This window comes from Ruminococcus difficilis, from assembly GCF_016680995.1.
This window is the reverse complement of record NZ_JAEQMG010000061.1, coordinates 31,086-50,966: the sequence shown is the minus strand read 5'-3', so window position 1 is coordinate 50,966 and position 19,881 is coordinate 31,086. Positions and strand designations below refer to the sequence as shown.

Annotated in this window: 13 protein-coding genes; 7 read left to right on the top strand and 6 right to left on the bottom strand. The window is 54.4% G+C overall.

The features are described from left to right. Positions 1-291 precede the first annotated feature (291 nt). The 6 genes from JKK62_RS07435 (at position 292) to JKK62_RS07410 (ending at position 11,561) form a co-directional block, all read left to right on the top strand. Positions 292-3,120: a PAS domain-containing hybrid sensor histidine kinase/response regulator gene (locus tag JKK62_RS07435; RefSeq protein ID WP_201427375.1), complete on the top strand. Its 2,829-nt coding sequence runs from the start codon at positions 292-294 to the stop codon at positions 3,118-3,120. 56 nt (positions 3,121-3,176) lie between these two features. Further along, positions 3,177-6,095, top strand: coding sequence for an amino acid permease (locus tag JKK62_RS07430; protein ID WP_201427374.1), 2,919 nt, complete (start codon positions 3,177-3,179; stop codon positions 6,093-6,095). Between the two features lie 27 nt (positions 6,096-6,122). Further along, positions 6,123-7,829, top strand: a complete 1,707-nt coding sequence (locus JKK62_RS07425; RefSeq protein ID WP_201427373.1) for an EAL domain-containing protein — start codon at positions 6,123-6,125, stop codon at positions 7,827-7,829. After that, a complete protein-coding gene (locus JKK62_RS07420) occupies positions 7,823-8,167 on the top strand; it encodes an Hpt domain-containing protein (RefSeq protein WP_201427372.1) in 345 nt (114 codons plus the stop codon). Before JKK62_RS07425 ends, JKK62_RS07420 begins: the two co-directional genes overlap by 7 nt. Before the next feature lie 13 nt (positions 8,168-8,180). Further along, on the top strand, positions 8,181-10,301 hold the full coding sequence (locus tag JKK62_RS07415) for an HD-GYP domain-containing protein (RefSeq protein WP_201427371.1): 2,121 nt from the start codon (positions 8,181-8,183) through the stop codon (positions 10,299-10,301). A 150-nt stretch (positions 10,302-10,451) separates the two neighbouring features. Beyond that, positions 10,452-11,561 carry a GGDEF domain-containing protein gene (locus tag JKK62_RS07410; protein ID WP_201427370.1) on the top strand — a complete coding sequence of 370 codons (1,110 nt, stop codon included), beginning with the start codon at positions 10,452-10,454 and terminating at the stop codon, positions 11,559-11,561. A gap of 355 nt (positions 11,562-11,916) precedes the next feature. Here the strand turns inward: JKK62_RS07410 and JKK62_RS07405 are convergent, their stop codons facing one another. Together JKK62_RS07405 and JKK62_RS07400 are read right to left on the bottom strand one after the other, a co-directional pair. Further along, positions 11,917-13,365: a PP2C family protein-serine/threonine phosphatase gene (locus JKK62_RS07405; protein ID WP_201427369.1), complete on the bottom strand. Its 1,449-nt coding sequence runs from the start codon at positions 13,363-13,365 to the stop codon at positions 11,917-11,919. A gap of 5 nt (positions 13,366-13,370) precedes the next feature. Further along, entirely contained in the window at positions 13,371-13,805 is a 435-nt protein-coding gene (locus JKK62_RS07400) for an ATP-binding protein (RefSeq protein WP_366503173.1), read from the bottom strand. A 404-nt stretch (positions 13,806-14,209) separates the two neighbouring features. On the opposite strand from JKK62_RS07400, the gene JKK62_RS07395 reads away from it, so the two are divergent. Next, positions 14,210-15,475, top strand: a complete 1,266-nt coding sequence (locus JKK62_RS07395; RefSeq protein ID WP_201427368.1) for a cation:proton antiporter — start codon at positions 14,210-14,212, stop codon at positions 15,473-15,475. Positions 15,476-15,608: 133 nt separating this feature from the next. On the opposite strand, the gene JKK62_RS07390 is transcribed toward JKK62_RS07395, so the two are convergent. The 4 genes from JKK62_RS07390 to JKK62_RS07375 are packed head-to-tail and all read right to left on the bottom strand — an operon-like array spanning position 15,609 to position 19,877. Next, positions 15,609-17,105, bottom strand: coding sequence for a Na+/H+ antiporter NhaC family protein (locus tag JKK62_RS07390; protein WP_201427367.1), 1,497 nt, complete (start codon positions 17,103-17,105; stop codon positions 15,609-15,611). A gap of 12 nt (positions 17,106-17,117) precedes the next feature. Continuing rightward, entirely contained in the window at positions 17,118-17,567 is a 450-nt protein-coding gene (locus JKK62_RS07385) for a GNAT family N-acetyltransferase (protein WP_201427366.1), read from the bottom strand. An 11-nt stretch (positions 17,568-17,578) separates the two neighbouring features. Beyond that, on the bottom strand, positions 17,579-18,253 hold the full coding sequence (locus JKK62_RS07380) for a succinate dehydrogenase/fumarate reductase iron-sulfur subunit (protein ID WP_201427365.1): 675 nt from the start codon (positions 18,251-18,253) through the stop codon (positions 17,579-17,581). Next, positions 18,243-19,877, bottom strand: a complete 1,635-nt coding sequence (locus tag JKK62_RS07375) for an L-aspartate oxidase (protein WP_201427364.1) — start codon at positions 19,875-19,877, stop codon at positions 18,243-18,245. The genes JKK62_RS07380 and JKK62_RS07375 overlap by 11 nt, the downstream gene beginning before the upstream one ends. Between the last annotated feature and the right edge of the window lie 4 nt (positions 19,878-19,881).

Here is a 19,881-nt window from a genome sequence, read left to right as displayed (position 1 = left end):
TCAAATTAATCATAGTCTTTTTCGGCTATTTTTTCAATATGGCAGCCTTAAAATCGGAATTAGTCATATAATTATATGGCAGATTTTATGAAATCTACACAAGGCAAAACGGTGTTTTTTCCACCGCGGCGCTTCTGAGCGACCCGTACCCCGCAATCAGTCGGAAAAAGCCGCCTTTTTTTCGTATAATTGTTGTATTTTTTGCGGTGATAGTTTATAATAAATTGGTTAAGATGTTAAGGCAAACACGCAAGTTTTCTTGCGGTGTTGCCTACGGAACGGAGAGAGCCTATGTCGACACCGAACGAACTGTTTCAAAGCGGATATATGACCTCTGCGATCGAGTGGATCGGAGAACAGATCCCCGGCGGATTTTTCATCTATCGCGCCGACGCGGAGATGGAGCTTTTGTATGTCAACAGCGCCGTGCGGATCATGTACGGCTGCGACACGGATGAAGAGTTTCGCGAGCTGACCGGATACACCTTCAAGGGCATGGTGCATCCCGACGACTATGAATCAATCGATCAGTCGATTGAGGAGCAGATCCACGATCAAAAGGCGGCAAACCGCGATCACGTGGAGTACCGCATCATCCGCAAGGACGGCAGTATCCGATGGGTCGACGACTACGGCCATTTCGCCCAGTTCCCGGGCTACGGCGACGTGTTCTATGTGTTCATCAGCGATATCACCGAGCAGTATCTCGCCAAGGAAGAAAGCTACCGCCGCGCGGGCGTCTATAACTCGATGCTCGAACAGCTCCACTCTGCCGCCGACACCAGCCTGACCGTTTTTCGCAGTAACCTGACCACGGGACTGATCGAAGAAGCACACGGCGTCGACCTCTACCAAACAGATCGGGCAGGCGTGAATTTTGAGGAAGCGGAGCGGGTTCGTCAGGAGAGTCTGCTCGTCGACGGCGACAGAGAGAAATATGAAGAATGCTTCCGCATCGAACAGCTGATGGATCGCTTTTATAAGGGCGCTCCGCCCGCGACCTTTGTCGCCTATTGCCGTCGGCAATCGGGACGGCAGTGCTTTGTCCACTTTACGCGTTCGGTCGCCCATGCGCCCACGAGCGGCGATCTGATCCTCTTCGGCACCGAGAGCGAATACAACAACGAGAAGGTCTCCGAGGTACTCAACGAGAAGGTTCTCGCGCAGCAGTACGATATGGTCACCTACATCGTCGACAACAACTACAGCGTCGTGATCGGCGACGCTTCCAAGATAGGGAAAGGCAGTATCTTTCCCAAGCACCACAGCGGCTTATATGCCGACTATATCCACGATCAGGTGTTGCCCGCGGCGTCTGAGAGCATGCACGATATCGCGGCGCTGGAAGAGGCGCTTTCGATCGACACCATCGCGGAAAACCTGGAGGACAACGAGTCTTACACCATCAACGTAACCTGTGAGATCGACGGCGCGACCTATTACAAACGGTTCACCTACTATGTCATCGACAGAGAAACGCGCTTTTTCCTGCTGCTCAAGTCCGACGTGACCGACGTTCTCCGTCACGAGCGCGAGCAGAACGACATTTTGGCGCTCGCGCTGAAGGAAGCAGAGCACGCCAATGTCGCCAAAACCGCCTTTTTGTCCAGCATGAGTCATGAGATCCGCACCCCGATGAACGCGATCATCGGACTCAACAGCATTGCGCTGAAGGATCCGACCCTCAGCGAAAAGACAAAGGATTATCTCCTCAAGATCGGTGAAAGCGCGGGTCATCTGCTCAACCTGATCAACGATATCCTCGATATGAGCAGGATCGAATCGGGCAGATTGACGCTCCATAAAGAAGAATTCAATCTGGCGGAAATGCTGGAACAGATCAACACCATCGTCCAATCCCAGTGCGACGACAAGGGCTTGAACTTTGAATGTCATATCAACGGCGCGGTCGACGACTGGTACTTCGGCGACGACACCAAGCTCAAACAGGTCATCATCAATATCCTGAGCAACGCGATCAAATTCACCGACGCGCCGGGAAATGTGACCTTTACGGTCGATCAGATCGCCTGTTTTGACCGCCAGACAACGCTCCGTTTTACCGTTCGCGATACCGGTATCGGAATGGACAGGGATTATCTGCCGAAGCTCTTTGATCCCTTTACGCAGGAGGACGCCAGCCGCAGGAACAAATACGGCAGCACGGGACTGGGAATGGCGATCACCAAAAGCATCGTAGAAATGATGAACGGCACCATCGACGTTACGTCGAAGAAGGGTGAAGGCTCGACCTTCACGGTGACCGTTACGCTCAAAAACTGTGAAAACGGCAAACGCAATACCAAGGCGTTTGATTACTCGGCGATCAAGGCGCTGGTCGTGGATGACGACCCGATCGCGCTGGAGCACGCCGGTATCGTTCTCGATGACATCGGCGTTTCGGCGGACGCCGTGTCCTCGGCGGATGAGGCGATCTCGGCGATCGAGATCCATCACGCGAAACAGGAGCCCTATAACCTTGTGCTGGTGGATTGGCGGATGCCCTATCGCGGCGGCGCGGACGTCACGCGCGAGATCCGCCGCCGATACAGCAACGAGACGCGCGTGATCGCGCTGACCGCCTATGACAGCGTCGACGTCATGGATGAGGCGATCGCGGCGGGAGTCGACGGCTTTATCCCGAAGTCGGAGTTCCCCGTGGTAGTCAGCCGTGAGATCGAACGCGTCATGCACCTGCCCGTCAAAGCGGCGAAGAGCCGCGTTGAGCTGGCAGGCAGAAGGATCCTTCTCGCCGAAGATCTGCCGATCAACGCCGAGATCATCAAGGAACTGCTGTCCATCAAGGGCATGGCGACCGACCACGCCGAAAACGGACAGATCGCACTCCGACTGTTCAGCGACAGCGAGCCGCATTACTATGACGCGGTGCTGATGGATGTGCGCATGCCGGTCATGGACGGTCTGGAGACCGCCGCCGCGATCCGTGCGCTGCCCCGCGAGGACGCCAAAAGCGTCCCGATCATCGCGCTGACGGCAAACGCTTTTGATGAGGATGTACAGCGGTCTTTGCAGGCGGGAATGAACGCTCATCTGTCAAAACCCGTCGAGCCCGACCAGCTCCACCATACGCTGATGGAGCTCATCGACGCTGATTTATAATCGAAATAACCGGTATGGAGGGATCCATCCGTAACCATAATTTGATGGAGCATACCATGATTCGTATTCAGGACACACAACAGAATACCGGCGGGCTGAGCAAATACCTCTCCCCTGTCGCGGTATGGGCACTCGCCTTCGGCAGCGCTGTCGGATGGGGCGCCTTTGTCATGCCCGGCACCACCTTCCTGCCCATCGCGGGACCGTGGGGCTCCGTGACAGGACTGTTGATCGGCGCGGCGATCATGCTGATCATCGGGCTGAGCTACCGCGTTTTGATGGCGCGGTATCCCGACGCCGGCGGCTCCTATACCTTTGCCGCCAAGGTGCTCGGAAGCGACCACGGCTTTTTGTGCGCGTGGATGCTGCTGTTGACCTACGCCGCGATCATCTGGGCGAACAGTACGGCGCTTGCTTTGATCGTCCGATTCCTGTTCGGCGACGTATTCTGCTTCGGCTTTTCTTATCAGATCGCGGGCTACACCGTCTACATGGGCGAAGTGCTGTTGTCCGTTGCGATCATCGCCGCCGCGTGTCTGGTCTGTGTCGCGGGAAAACGGCTTTCGGCATTTGTACAGACGCTCTGCGCGATCCTGCTCTTTGCGGGGATCGCCGTGTGCTTTGTCATGATCACTGTCCGACGCGGAGGGCTCGGCGATATTACGCCCGCTTTCTCGTCACAGGGTGAGCCCGTATCCCAGATCATGGCGATCGTGCTCCTCGCTCCGTGGGCATTCATCGGCTTTGAGTCGATCTCCCATTCTGCCGAAGAATTTCGTTTTCGACAGAAAAAAGTCCTGCTCATCCTGATCGCGGCGCTCGCCACCGGCGCGCTCGCGTATATCATGCTCACGCTGTGCGCTGCCGCGGCTACCCCTGACGGCTTTCACAGCTGGAACGAATACATCAGTGTATTATCCGACATAGACGGCATCCGCGGTCTGCCGACCTTCTACGCCGCGCAAAACGCCATGGGAACGGCGGGTCTGATCATCTTGGGCGTCGCCTCCTTCTGCGGCATCTTCACCGGTCTGATCGGCAATATGATCGCGCTGAGCCGCCTGATCTATCGTATGTCCGCCGACGAAATGCTTCCCAAACAAGTCGGACAGCTCAACAAAAAGGGCATCCCCTCACGCGCGCTGTGGTCTGTCGCAATTATCTCCATGATCATCCCGTTCTTCGGCAGAACGGCGATCGGCTGGATCGTCGACGTCACCACCATCGGCGCGACGGTCGTCTACGCCTATGTTTCGATTTGCGCCGCTGTGGTCGGCAAACGAGAGAAAAAGATCTCCACACTCCTGTTCGGTGTGATCGGCGCCGTGATCGCGGTGATTTTCGCGGTATTCTATCTGCTGCCGCATATCCAGTCACAAAGTGAGCTGGCGGCGGAATCCTATATGATCCTGATATTGTGGAGCCTGATCGGTATGATCCTGTTCCGCGTGCTGATGCGGCGCGACAAAACCCGACTGATCGGTAAGAGCACCGTGGTCTGGATCATCCTGTTCTGTCTGATCCTGCTGGTATCCGTATCATGGGTGAACCGCACTACCCTCGATCACGCAAAGGCAGTCACGCAGGAGGTGCAGGAGGTACACACCGATCTTGCCGGGCAGGCGGGATTGGAACCCCACAACGACAGCGTCAGACAGACGAACCGATTTCTGGATGAACGCTTCAACGGATTTGCCCAGACTGTCAGAAAAAATATCCTGATACTCGGCGGTCTGCTGCTCGGATCACTGCTCCTGATATTCAGCATCTTTTCCATCATCAAAAAGCGGGAGCAGCTCATTGAAGCCGAACGGCTTCTCGCGGAAGAAAACAGCCGCGCCAAGAGCGCCTTTCTCTCCAACATGAGCCACGATATCCGCACGCCGATGAACGCAATCACCGGCTACACGGCGCTGGCGCTGAAGGAGGAGGGCGTGCCCGAATCGACCCGCTCCTATCTGGAAAAGATCGATACCTCGGGTAAACAACTGCTCTCACTGATCAACGATATCCTCGATATGAGCCGCATCGAATCAGGCAAGATGGAGTTGGATCCGGCGCCTGCCGATCTGACCGAGATCCTCGACGAGACCTGTCATATCTTTGATATACAAATGCAGGCAAAGCCGCTGACCTACACGGTGGATCACAGCAACGTCAAGCACACCTATGTCGTCTGTGATAAAAACCGTCTCAACCGCATCCTGCTCAACCTGATCTCCAATGCCTATAAATATACGCCCTCCGGCGGCAGCGTCAGCGTCAGGCTGACAGAGTTGGAGGCTTCCGGAACAGAAACGACCTATGAGATCAGCGTCAGCGACACGGGCATCGGCATGAGCCCGGAGTTCGCCGAGCATATCTTTGACTCCTTCGAGCGCGAACGCAGTCAAACCGTCAACGCGATCCAGGGTACGGGTCTGGGTATGGCGATCACCAAGAGGTTCGTCGAGATGATGAACGGTACGATCTTTGTCCAAACCGAGCAGGGTAAGGGCTCGACCTTTACGGTACGGCTGAGCTTCCCGCTCGCGAAAGAGGACGAGATCCATGCGCCCGCCGCTCAGGCAGAATCGAAGCACTTCGATTTCAGCGGCGTGCGGATCCTTTTGGCGGAGGATAACCCGATCAACAGCGAGATCGCCTGCATGATCCTCACGCAGGAGGGCTTTATCGTAGACGTCGCCGAAAACGGACAAATCGCCGCCGAGATGCTTGAACGTACCGATGCGGGCTATTACAGCGCGATCCTGATGGATATCCAGATGCCCGTGATGAACGGCTATGACGCGACGCGCAGGATCCGCGCATCGGCGGGTGAGAACGCCCGCGTCCCCATCATCGCCGTTACGGCGAACACCTTTGAAGATGACAGACAAGAGGCATTCGACGCGGGGATGAACGCCCACGTCGCAAAGCCCTTTAACCCCGACGAGCTGATCGCGATGCTCGCCGAATGTATCAAAGCAGAATGATTCCGAAAGATTGATACGGAGAGTGCCATGAAGAATTATATGACAGCACGCGGTATTAAACGCCGCGTGCTGATAGTCGATGATGAACTGATCAACCGGGAACTGCTCGGCGCTATGCTGTCACAGACCTTTGAGATCGAGACCGCGTCCGATGGTCAGGAAGCCATGATGATGCTCACGCAGCCCGACGCGGATTATTCGCTGATCCTGCTCGATCTGCTGATGCCCGTGATGGACGGCTTTGAGGTGATCGAGCGCTGTCAGGCGGATGAAGCGCTCAAGCGGATCCCCATCATCGTGATGACGTCCGAAAAATCCGCCGAGGTGCGCAGCATCCGTATGGGCGCGGCGGATTTCATCACCAAGCCCTATGACATGCCCGAGGTCATTCTCGCGCGCTGTGAGAGGATCATCGAGCTGAGCGAGGACAAGAGCATCATCCGCTCCACCGAGCGCGACAAGGTCTCGGGGCTGTATACGCGCAGTTTCTTCTTCGTTTACCTGCGTCGGATGATCCATCGGCTCGATCGCCCGATGGACGCGCTGGTGCTCAACCTCGACCGCTTCCATCTCATCAACGAGCTGTTCGGTCGCGGCGAGGGCGACCGCGTGCTCGCCTGCATCGGCGGGATGATCGATGAAAAGCTCACACAGCTGCGCGGTATCGCCTGCCGCAGTGAAAGCGACACTTTCTTCATCTTCTGCGAACGGCAGGAGGAATATGAGCCGCTGCTGGAAGAGATGCAAAAGAAGCTCGCGGAATTTGCCGGATCGCGCAGTCTGCGCCTGAGGGCGGGCGTTTATTCCTGCGAAGGGAATGAGGGCGAGCCCGAGTCGTGGTTCGGCCGCGCCAAGCTGGCATGCGACCGCATCCGCGGTCAGTACGGCTCTTTGACGACCCGCTACAACAACGAGCTGTATGAACGCACGGTCTTTCACGAACGACTGATCGGCGACGTTGACGCCGCGATCGACAACGGTGATTTTGTCGTCTATTTTCAGCCGAAATATCAAATACAGAGTGAGCGTCCCGTGCTCACCAGCGCCGAGGCGCTGATCCGCTGGATCCATCCAGAGCTTGGATTTATCAGTCCGGGCGAGTTCATCCCGCTCTTTGAACAGAACGGTCTGATCCGTCGGGTGGATCACTATGTCTGGCGCTGTGCCGCGCGGCAGATCAAGCGCTGGCGCGAGCAATACGATGTAACCGTCCCGATCTCGGTGAACGTGTCGCGCGTCGATATCTTCGACCCCGAGCTGGAGAAAAAGCTCTGCGACATCCTCGACGAGTTCTCCCTCACCCCCGACGAGCTGATGCTCGAGATCACCGAGTCCGCCTATTCCGACAGCGCGGATCGGCTGATCGAGGTGGTCGGCAGCCTGAGAGATAAGGGCTTCAAGATCGAGATGGACGACTTCGGCGCCGGCTATTCTTCGCTGAATATGCTGACCGAGATCCCGATCGACGTCTTGAAGATCGATATGCAGTTCATCCGCCGTATGCTGCTGGATGACAAAAAGCTCGGGCTCGTCAGACTGGTGATGGACATCGCTCGGTTCCTTCATGTCCCCGTCGTGGCGGAGGGCGTAGAGGAAGAAGAACAGCTCAACGTGCTTCGGCAAATGGGCTGTGATATCGTACAGGGTTTTTATTTTTCGCCGCCGCTGCCCGCTGAGCGCTTCGGTGAATTGATCAATCAGGAATGTCAAGGAAAGGAAGAAACATCATGTTAACGATCGAAAAGCTGAACGATTTCGGAGTAAATACCGAAGAAGGTCTCTCCCGATGCGCCGGCAATGAAGCGCTGTATCTGAAGCTGGTAGGCATGATCCCCGCGGAAGCGAATTTCGATAAGCTGCAGACCGCGCTGGAAGCAGGCGATCTTGACAGCGCGTTTGAGGCAGCTCACGCGCTCAAGGGCGTTTTGGGCAATCTTTCGCTGACCCCGATGTATCAGGTTTCCGTCGAGATAACAGAGCTGCTGCGCGCGCGTACCGAAATGGATTACACCCCTCTTCTGCAGGACCTTTTGACAAAGAGAGATACGCTCGGCGCGTTGTGCGCCGACTGATCGGAGGATCATCATGGCAACGAAACTGCGATCAAAATCGCTGCAAACCGGGGCGTCGCTTTTCGGCGTCATCGTCATAGGCGTCCTGCTGAATATCCTCGGCATCAAGCTGAACGAAGTACTGGGGCTTCCGTTTTATCTCGACAATGTCGGAACGATCCTGTCCGCGATGGCGGGCGGCTACATCCCCTGTATCACCGTCGGCTTCTTTACGAATATCATCAACGGCTTCTCCAGCCCATCTTCGATCTACTACTGCATCATCAGCGTGCTCATCGCGGTGACGGCGGTTTCTTTCGCCGAAAAACTGCGTCGACTCAAGATACCGTATATCCTGCTCTCGATCGTGTTCTTCGCGTTTTGGGGCGGTATCGTCGGCGGATTTCTGACATGGTTCATCAACGGCCTGAGCTTCGGCGAGGGTGTTGCCGTCGATTTTGCGGAACAGATCAACAACGTGATCCCGATGGGCTATTTCATGTCCAATATGACGGCGAACTTTTTGATCGATTTTGTCGACAAGGCGCTGGTCACCGTGATCGCGCTGATCATCTACAAGCTGCTTCCGTCAAGCGTTCTTGACTATGTCCAGACACGAAGCTGGTATTATGTCACCTTGATAGAGCGGCACAATCCGCATAACCGCAAGCGGCTTTCCCTGCGCTGGAAAGTCACGCTTGTTGTCGCGGTCTCCACTACTCTGGTGGTATCGGCGGCGATCGGAATCAGCGTTTTACAGTATCATGATTCGACTGTCGCCGAATTTGAAGAGGACGGTCACCACGCCATCCATGTCATCGCCGACAAGCTGGACCGTGACCGGATCGATGAATATCTGGAGAAGGGCAGAAAAGCGGAGGGATACAGCCACATCGAGGAGCTTCTCAACACGATCGTCAACGTATCACCCGACATCAAGTTCGCCTATATCTATCGTATCAGTGAGGACGGTACCCATGTCATCTTTGACGTCGACTCCGAGACTGTCGAGGCTGACGATCCCGGCGAGGTCATCCGCTACGATAGTTCGATCAAAAAATACAAGGATCGGTTCTTAGCGGGCGAGGAGATCCCCACCGACATCTCGATTGATGAGGACGGATGGCTGCTCTCGGTCTATGAACCCGTCAAAAACAGCGCCGGTCAGGTCAAGTGCTATATCGGTATCGATATGGACATGGGACGACTGCGCTCCGATGAGATCGCCTTCCTCGCCAAGATCATCTCCCTGTTCCTCGGCTTTTTGCTTTTAATCCGCACCTACGCGGTCTGGCTGGCGGAGCGCCATATCGTCAAGCCGATCAACGCCATCGCCCATGTATCGCGTCACTCTGGCTATGATACCCCCGAGGCGAGAGAGAAGTGGATCCGTATGCTCAACGCGCTGGATATCCGCACCGGCGACGAGATCGAGACCCTCTATGAGGATTACAAAAGAGCGGCGCATAATACCGTACGCTACATCGAAGAGTTCCAGCATCAAAGCGAACAGCTCACCAGGCTCCAAAACGGGCTGATCATGGTACTCGCCGATATGGTCGAGAGCCGTGACCAGTGTACGGGCGATCATGTTTTCAAAACTGCCGCATATACTGAAATCATCCTGTGTCAGCTGCTCAAGGAAGGCATCTACAGCGATCAGCTGACCGAAGAATACATCACGGAGGTCGTCAACTCCGCGCCGCTCCACGATGTGGGCAAGATCACCGTATCCGATGTGATCCTCAACAAGCCCGGCAAGCTCACCGACGAAGAATTCCGCATCATGCAGAGTCATACCGTCGAGGGCGGCAAGATCATCGACAAGGCGATGTCGATCGTGGACGAGGACACGGGCTACCTGACCGAAGCGAAAAACCTCGCCCTCTACCACCACGAGAAGTGGAACGGCAAGGGATATCCCGCCGGTCTCAAGGGTGAAGAGATCCCGCTTTCGGCACGCGTCATGGCGGTGGCGGATGTGTTTGACGCGCTGGTATCCCGCCGCAGCTACAAGGAGCCGTTCCCCATCGAGAAGGCGCTCTCCATCATTCGCGAGGACGCGGGATCGCACTTTGATCCGCTTGTCGCGCAGGCATTTCTGGACGCGGAGGATGAGGTTCGCCGCATCGCAAAGCTCAATCTGGAGCCGTAATTTCAGCCTGTATATGGGTGATCTCCTTGATTTTTGGGCATTATTACCATTGATTTTTTCCTCAAACACAGTTAAAATGCTTTTATTCAACCACGAAATGCTTTGGAGTTAATACCCTTATCCTTGGTTTTATCCTTCAGAGGTGATGGAATGAAAAAAAGAACAGAATGGATCAAAGATTGGTTCTTCCCTGCCATGAGCAGAGAGACCCAAAACGAGATCGATTCGCTGAATGTCACAACCATTCACTATGTTTCGCTCGTTGTCGGAGTTGTACAGCTCATCTCTTTGATCATATTCTTTATCATAAACCACAACAGAATCACCGACAGTGAAGTCATCGGCGCCGCGATCAGAGTCGGCCTGAGCGTCTTTCTGTGCCTGCTGGGTTACTTTATCGCGGGAAGCCTGATGAAACGACCTGACACCGTCAAACAGCACCCGATGGGCGTCAAGGTGTTTATCGGCGGATTTGTCATTCTGCTGATCATCTGGAGCATGTATGTATCGGTATGGAACTATATCAATCACCAGCAGCTCCTCACCTTCTATACCGTGGGACTGATCCTCGTCCTGTTCGTCAAGCTCCATCCCGCTTTTACGACGACGGTCATCTTCGGCTCCTACATCCTCAACTATCTGATCCTGGATTTCGGATTTGAGGAGGGTGTGATCAACCCGTATAATTATCTGATGTTCGCGGCACTGTCGGTCGTAGGCGCTATCACGAACTATCGCGTGACCGTCGGCTATATCTCAGAGAAGAACAAGGCAAATCTGCTCAACGACTCGCTGGAGATCATCGCCAACCACGACAGCATCACGCGATTGCAGAACCGCTACGCGCTGAATCAACATGTCCCCGACTATATCGGCAATGACATCTGTATCGCGATCGGCGATATCAACAGCTTCAAAGCCGTCAACGACACCTACGGTCACCGTGTGGGCGATGACGTGCTCAAGGGCTTTTCCGATATTCTGGTAGAGATCTTCCCCGCCGACAGCGTGTTCCGTTTCGGCGGTGACGAGTTCCTTATCATCGAGAAAAACAACGACCTCGACGGATTAAACGCAAAGCTCAGACAGGTCAACGAGCGGTTTTCAACGCTCAAGATCTCGGATGTCGACTCAAAACTGGGATGCTGCTTCGGATGCGTCACGGCGTGTCCGAAAGATCCCACGGAATTCTTTGAATATCTGACACAGGCGGATCAACTGCTGTATCAGGAAAAACAAAAGATCAACGCGAAACGTTGATCCAAGCGTGTCGAAAAAGTATCAATATAATTTGAGCAGTCGATTTCCAAGGCTCCTTTTGGTAAAAGGAGCTGTCGCCCGTTGGCGACTGAGGAATTGCATAAATTGATCGACCGAAGGGAGAAACCTACAAATTATCAAGGCTTGATCAACACTATTCTAATGGTAACTCTCTTTGCTCAAACATTTGATGCAATTCATCCGCCTCCATTCGGAGGCACCTTCCTTTCCCAAAGGAAGGCTTTTACAGGTTTTTCTACACTCTAAAGCAACGCGAATCGTTGAAGCTATCAAAAAAGCACATTCGGCATTTTCAGTCGAATGTGCTTATTTTTTCGTATAAGAAGAACAATGTTTATTCGCCGTTATAGCGCAGGCAAAGCATGGTCAGATCATCGAACTGGACCGCGTCGCCGACAAAGGTGTTGACTTCGTTTTTCACATTGATCAGAACCTCTTCCGGCGTGCCTTCGGGCTTGATGTTCAGCGCGTCCACCATCCTGTCGGTGCCGAACTGTTCCTCTTCGATGTTGTTCGCCTCGGGAATACCGTCGGTATAAAGGAAGATGGAATCGCCCTTGCCGAGCTTGAACTCATAATCCTTGTATCTGATACCTTCCATACCGCCGACGACAAAGCCGTGTTTGTCCTTGAGCAGCTCGTATTTTCCGCCGTTTTTGCGGATCACAGGGTATTCATGACCTGCGTTGGCGGCGATCACATCGCCTGTTTCGAGATCGAGGATGCCCAGCCATACGGTGACGAACATCTCCGCCTGGTTATTGCTGCAAATACGATCGTTGACGAATTGGAGGATCTCGGCGGGAGTACCGCCCATGAGCGCTCTGTCGTTGATCAGGATCTTAGAAGCCATCATGAACAGCGCCGCGGGAACGCCCTTTCCCGATACATCCGCGATCACCATCGCGAGGTGCTTCTCATCGATCAGGAAAAAGTCGTAGAAGTCGCCGCCGACCTCCTTCGCGGTGTACATGCCGGCGTGGATGTCAAATTCCTTGCGTCCCGGAAAAGCGGGGAAGATGCTGGGAACCATACCGTTCTGGATCTGGGTGGCGGTGTTCAGCTCCGCCTTGACGTTGGCGGAAGCGCGAGCGATCTCATTCTGTCTGAGTACCATATCGTGACCGCGCTTTGCGATATAGATCGAGATGAAGCAGATGACGGTGAATGCCAGCAGTCGCGGCAAAAAGCCGTTGACCATCATGCTGACCACCGCTTTGGAGGGGTCGATGCCCAAGGCTACGATCGCTTCACGCAGCTTTTGTTCAATGATGATGACCGTGCCTTTCTCAGGCGAGGGATAGAAGTTCAGGTCGATGATACCGTACAGCACTGTCAATATGCTGCCGACAGTGGCGAAAATCACCGTCAAAATCGAGATCATCACCGTAAAGCCCTTGGAAAAGTATCGGCTCGACAGCATGACGGGCAGTACCATGATCAGGAGAACATTATGGTTGAGGATACTGAAAAGCTGGGTACAGGCAAACAGCAGGGCGATGACCATCACGTATTTGAGCCAGCGCCGTTGTCCTTTGAACTTGAGATACAGCACGACCGGAATGGCGAACTCGATCAATCCCAATATGGCGAGGACATTCATCCTGACCTTAGGGACAGTGAAGACCCCTGCCAGATTGAGGCCCCACGAGATGAGCAGGATCACCGCGCAGGAGAGAATGACATAATAAGACAGGCGGTTTCCTTCATAATCGTTTTGTTCAAAGACCGCCTTGGTCTCTTCCGATTCATAGATCTTAAAATACTCTTTGATTTTTCCCATATCGATCACCCCAATTTTTTCATGATAGAGAGTATATTGTGACCGTCTTGATAACGGTATTCCATATGATCCATCGACTTTTTGACGAGAAAGATCCCCAGCCCGCCGATGCTGCGCTCCTGTGCGGAGAGCGTGGTATCGGGATCAGCCTTTTTGAGCGGATCAAAGGGCGTACCGCTGTCGATGAAGGTCAGTGTCACAGTGCGTTCAGCTTCGTCAAAGGCGATCTGCACCGTCGCCTTGCCCTTGATATGCCCGTAGGCATAGTGAGCGATGTTGCCGAACAGCTCGTCGATCGCGACGTCGATCTGTATCTGTACCTTCAGCGGACAGTCGAGGAGCTCCAGCTCCGCGTTGACAAAATCGGTGATGGTTTCTATGTTCCCTACTACAGCGTCAACGGTCAGCTCTTTCATCTCTATCACTCCTTCTCCGATCATACGGATCTCTTACGTATGAGTATAGCATATGTTCATTGTGCTGACAAGAGTTTCGCACTGCATTTCACGGATCAAAACACAAAAATTAACGATGTAGCAGATGTCGCAGGTAAAAAGTAAACTCTCTTAAAAAAGACCTTTTCTGAAAACAACCATTTCTTGCTGCTACATCTGCTACAAAGGGCGGCGTGTGTAAGATGAACCCGGCAATCTTTTGTAAAAATTTCTATTTTACGGGTTTTCAAGCCTCTGTTTTTATGCTATAATGTATAAAAATCGGCATATACGGCGTCATGAAAGGTCGTATCCGCGCAGCCGCAGTGCCTTGTGTACAGCTGTGCGGATTCCGTCATCGCCGTCAAAATATGAGGGTCAACCAAAAGAAAAAGGAGGAAAAGAAATATATGGAAACATTATATATGTTTGCCGGAATCATCGCTTTGGTATGTATCCTTGGATTCTTTAACGAGAAGGTCACCAAGCTGACCTACGAGATCGGACTCATGCTGTTTTCGACCATCCTCGGTATCGTTCTGCTGATCGGTATAGCGGTATTCAACGATACCAGCGTCGGAAACGTCCTCAAAGAAATACAGGGGTTCGATATCCACGACTTCTTGATGAACGGCGTGCTGTGCTTCATGCTGTTCGCCGGTTCCTGCCATATGAAGTTATCCGACTTCAAAAAGATGGCAAGACAGATCACCGTGCTCTCGCTGGTATGTACCCTGCTCGGCGCGGTATTCTACGGTATGCTGATCTACGGCGCGAGCCTTTTGCTCGGACTCAATCTCTCCCTGCCCGTATGCCTGATGTTCGGCAGTATCATTGCCCCCACCGATCCCATCGCCGCCACCGGTATCCTCAGCAAGTTCGGTCTGCCGAAGGATACTTCCTTCCTGATCCAAGGTGAATCCCTGTTCAACGACGGTATCGGCGTAGCGCTGTTCGTCTGCTTCTCCGGCATGGTAAAGGCAAGCGGTTCTGAGGAACAGGGCTTCCTCACCGTGATGCTCCGCGAGGTACTCGGCGCGGTCGCCATCGGTGTTATCGTCACGCTGATTTGCTTCTTGATGTTCCGCTTCTCGAAGCACCCGCAGCTCAAGATCTTTATCAGCCTGCTGGCTGTTTCTCTGGCGTATTCGCTGTGCGAAGTGTTCCACTGCTCCGGCGCGATTGCGTCCGTCATCTGCGGTATCCTGTTCTCTCACCTGCGCTCCAAATACGCGGAATCCGAGGAAAAGGAGCACGTGGAGTTGTTCGACTCCTTCTGGGAGACGCTCGACGTATTCTTCAACTCGATCCTGTATGTGCTTTTGGGATTGTCGTTTGTCAGCATCCTCAAGATGGAAAGCGTCCTGCTGCTCTCGTTCATCGCGATCGCCGCGAACCTGATCTCGCGCGTCAGCAGTCTGTCGATCTCTTCGCTGTTCATGGGCGAGATCCCCGACGGATTCTCCCGAGGCGGCTTCATCACGCTGTTTACATGGGGCGGACTGCGCGGAGGCTTGTCCGTCGCCCTTGCGATGAGCACCAGGGATATGGTGCCCGAAAAGGTTTATTACATCATCCTCGGCTGTACCTATGCCGTCGTATTCTTCACCACGGTCATCCAGGGTCTGACGATGAAGCCTGTTTACAAAGCGATCACAAAAAAGAAACCGGCATGATCGCTCGAAGAGTATAAAACAGAATAAGACATTGAATCGGTAATCGGCACTATGTCGGTTACCGATTTTTTAATCTGCATAAAACAGACCACCCGTTCATCAAAACGGGTGGTCTTTTCATACGGTATGATGTTTATGCTTCCTTCGGTCGATAGACCTTACGGAGGATCAGCATCGCGCCGATCAACAGCGCCGCGCTTACGCCCAGACCGATCCACGGCATATTGGTGAAGCCGATGATCAGATAGCCGACCGCGCAGACAACGGCGGTCAAGGTCGCGTAGGGGATCTGGGTCTCCACATGGCGGATATGCTCACACTGCGCGCCGGTGGAGGCGAGGATCGTCGTGTCGGAGATCGGTGAGCAGTGGTCGCCGTAGACAGAACCGGCAAGCGTCGCGCCCAGAGTGGGAACCAACAGCTCGCTGCCGGCAGTCGCCGAACAGATCATGGTCACGATGGGGATCAGCAGACCGAAGGTGCCCCATGACGTACCCATCGAGAAGGACATCAGCGCCGCGATCACGAATACCACGAAGGGCAGCAGCTGCAGCGGCACGTTCGATGACGCGATAAAGCCGGAGATGAACTCGCCGGTGCCGATCAGCTCACGGCATACGCCGCCGAGCGTCCAAGAGAGGATCAGGATCAGCATGGGCGGTACGATACTGCCGATACCGCTGACGATGTTGCCCGCGAACTGCCTGGGCTTCATGATCTTGCGGGGGATATACAGGATGAAGGCTGTCACCAGACCCGCGAACGCGCCGAGGGACAAGCCCGCGGTCGGATTCGCGCCGATTGCCTCGGAGAAGGGCGTGCCGCTGAAGAAGCCGCCGACATACGCCATGCCGAGGATCGCACAGACGATGAGCACGAGGATGGGCAGAACCAGATCGATGACCCGACCCTTGCTCTCTTGCGTGTCATCCTTTTCTTCGGTCATAGTGTCGCCGTTGCCCTCAAGCTGAGCCTTTTCCTCCGCCTTGCGCATCTTGCCGAAATCGAGCCCTGTGATACAGACGAACGCGACCATCATGATCGTGAGCAGTGCATACAAATTATAGGGAACGGTGGACAAAAACGTCTGGAAACCGTTGGTATCGCTGACCTCTGACGCTACCGCTACCGCCCATGACGACACGGGCGCGATGATGCAGATCGGCGCCGCGGTCGCGTCGATGATATAGGCGAGCTTTTCACGAGAGATACGCTGGCGGTCATAGACCGGGCGCATGACCGTGCCGATCGTCAGGCAGTTGAAGCCGTCGTCGATGAAGATCAGAATACCCAACAGCGCGGTCGTCAGCAGTGTCGCGCGCTTATTCTTGAGCCGTTTTTCCGCCCATCGCCCGTAAGCCGCCGTTCCGCCGGATTTTCCGACCAGTGTGATCACCGCCCACAGCAGTGCCAAAAAGATGATCATATAGGCGTTGTCCGCGATCTTTTGCGCCATCATGTCGAAAATACGCGAGAATACCGCCATGAACGGCTCCTGCGCCGATACGACATAGATCACCATTCCCGACAAAACGCCGAGGAACAGTGACGAGTACACCTCTTTGGTCACCAGCGCGAGCACGATGGCGATCAAAGGCGGCAGGATCGATACCCAGCCTGTTTCTATCATATGTTTTCCTCCTCACTCATTGAGCTTTTTCCACATTCTTGTTTCGTCATCCGACGTCGGGTACATCCCGAAGCTACGGTACAGACCGTCCGCCGTGCTGTCACAGCACAGGTAATCCGCGCCGAATGCGGCAGCGTCCGCTTGGATCGCCGTCAACAGCTCGGTCGCATAGCCCTTGTGCCGAAAAGCGGGCAGTGTATACGCGCCGCTGATATGCGCGATCCGACCGCTCGGCGAATCATCGCACGGAAACACCACGCAATAGGTGGCGGTCATCACGCTGACGAGCTTACCCTCCTCAAAAACGCCGTAGGTCTGCACACCGGGATCGGACGCGTCCCGATTTCGGCAATAGACCCGCGCGGTATCCTCCGCTATCGGATACGGAAATCCCTCTGCGCCCGATAGCTGTGCAAGGTCATGTATATGATGATCGTCCAGTTTTTGACACGTTATTTTCATGTTGCCACCCGTTATCTGCGGTTCATCTTCGCGATCGACGCGAGGGTCGGGATCTTCATCGGGCAGACGTCCACACAGGACAGCGCCTTGGAACAGCCCTGCTCAAAGTTCTTTTGATATGACTTCGTGATCGCTTTCTTACGGGATTTGCTGCGTGACGCGATCAGGAAGCAGTCGTTGGCGAATGCCGCGCCGTAGAAGCTGCTGCCGTCAAGATAATTGGGGCAAACCTCCAGACACAAGCCGCATTTAAGGCACTTGCCCGCCGCGTACATATGGTCATACTCCTTTGGATCGGCGCCCTCGTACTCTCCGATATACACATTCGCTTTTTTCAGATTTTGATGGATAATGCCGCGGTCGACCACCAGATCGGAGATGGTCGCGAACTTTTTCAGCGGCTCGATGACCACGGTATCGCCCTTGAAATCTCTCAAAAAGACCTCACAGGCGAGGGCGGGTCTGCCGTTGATGACCATCGCGCACGCGCCGCACATTCCCTGCAGGCACGAACACTCCCACTGGATCCTCGGCGCGGGATCGCCGTTGACGTCGAACAGATCATCCTTGTAATTCAGCTCGTCGAGCATACCCGCGACGGACTGATCCTTTGCAAAATCGCCTTCGAACTCCTGCCAATACGGCTCCGTGACAGGCGACAATTGGCGCAATATTTTAATTCTCATACTTGCCCTCCGTATCGAGGTAGGTGGTGAATTCGCCGTTATCATAACGGATGATAGTGGCGGCCTTGTATGCGTCCGACGGCTCAGGACAGTCACTTCTGTAATGCGCGCCGCGGCTTTCCTTTCGACTCAGCGCACAGAGCAGGGTCGCCTTGGCGAGCGTCAAAATGTCCTTCAAACTATAGCCGAAGTACGCCATCTCGGAGCTGTCGAAGCGGATCTTATCCGCAACGGACAGATAGAACGACACATCGTCGATCCCCTTCTGCAGCTTGTCGGCGTCGCGGACGATCCCGAGATCCTCCTGCATCGTTTCGGCGAGCATATCGCGGATGTATTTGACGGGGTAGGGGCTTTTGGAGCCTTTGAGAGAACGCAGTTTTTCCTCCGCTTCTTTCAATTCCTTTGACCAATCGTTGGGTGTATCGCTCGATTCCGCTTGTTCGATGGAATTTGCCGCTACCTTGCCGCCGTAGATCGCCGCGAGCAGTGAATTACCGCCCAGACGGTTCGCGCCGTGGTAGATGGAGGCACATTCTCCGATCGCGTACAGGTTTTTGATATTGGTTTCGTGGTTGTTCTTCACGGCGATACCGCCCATGAAAAAGTGCACCGACGGTGTGACGGGGATGCTCTCTTTGGTGATGTCGATCCCGCGGTATTTTTTGCACAGCTCATAGACCTCGGGCAGCTTTTGCAATATCTTCTCCTTGCCGAGGAAGGTGATATCCAGATAGACCTGCTTTCCCGTTTCCTCGATACAGCGCGATACGATATCGCGGGGCATGAGGTTGCCGCGCTCACCGTATTTGTCCTCCATGAAATAGACGCGCCGACCGTTTTCTTCTATATAGAGCCTGCCGCCCTCTCCCCTGACCGCCTCAGAGATCAGCATTCTCTTCTGCGCGGTCTCGATGGTCGTGGGATGGTACTGGATGAACTCGAGATTTTTCAGCTCCACACCCTGGGTCAGGAGCTTGCCGGCAACATAGCCGTCACACTGGGTGGAACCTGTCGTCTTACCGAACAGCGCGTTCTGTCCGCCTGTCGCGATGACGACGCAGTCCGCTGTGATCGCCTCAGGCTTTCTTGTCGATTCATTATATAGAACAGCGCCGAAGCACTCGCCGTCCTTGATCAGGGCGCTGTAAAAATCCGCCCAAAGCCGACGCTTGATCCTGCCCGTGCCCTCAAAGCCTCTTGCCTCCATCACGAGCGCGGTCACGATCTGTTTGCCCGTAGAGGCGCCGCAAAAACAGGAGCGCCGATAGGATTGACCGCCGAACGCGCGTTTGCTGACATTGCCGTCGGCATCGGTCGTAAAGACCGTACCGTTCTTTTTGAGCCAATCGATAATGTCGGGCGCACTCTCGCACAAGCCCCTGACAGCCTCCTTGCCCGCGATATCACAGCCGCCTTTGAGGGTGTCGTCGATATGACTGTCAACGCTGTCGCCCGCCTCACAGGAAGCGGTCACGGCGTTGATACCGCCCGCCGCTAAAACGGACTGGGCTCGCTCAGAGGGAAACGGCGATACCATCGTGACCTGCATCCCCTTTTGGGCGCAGTTGATGGCACAGCTCAATCCGGCGATACCGCTTCCGATCACTAATACATGTTTCATTTAC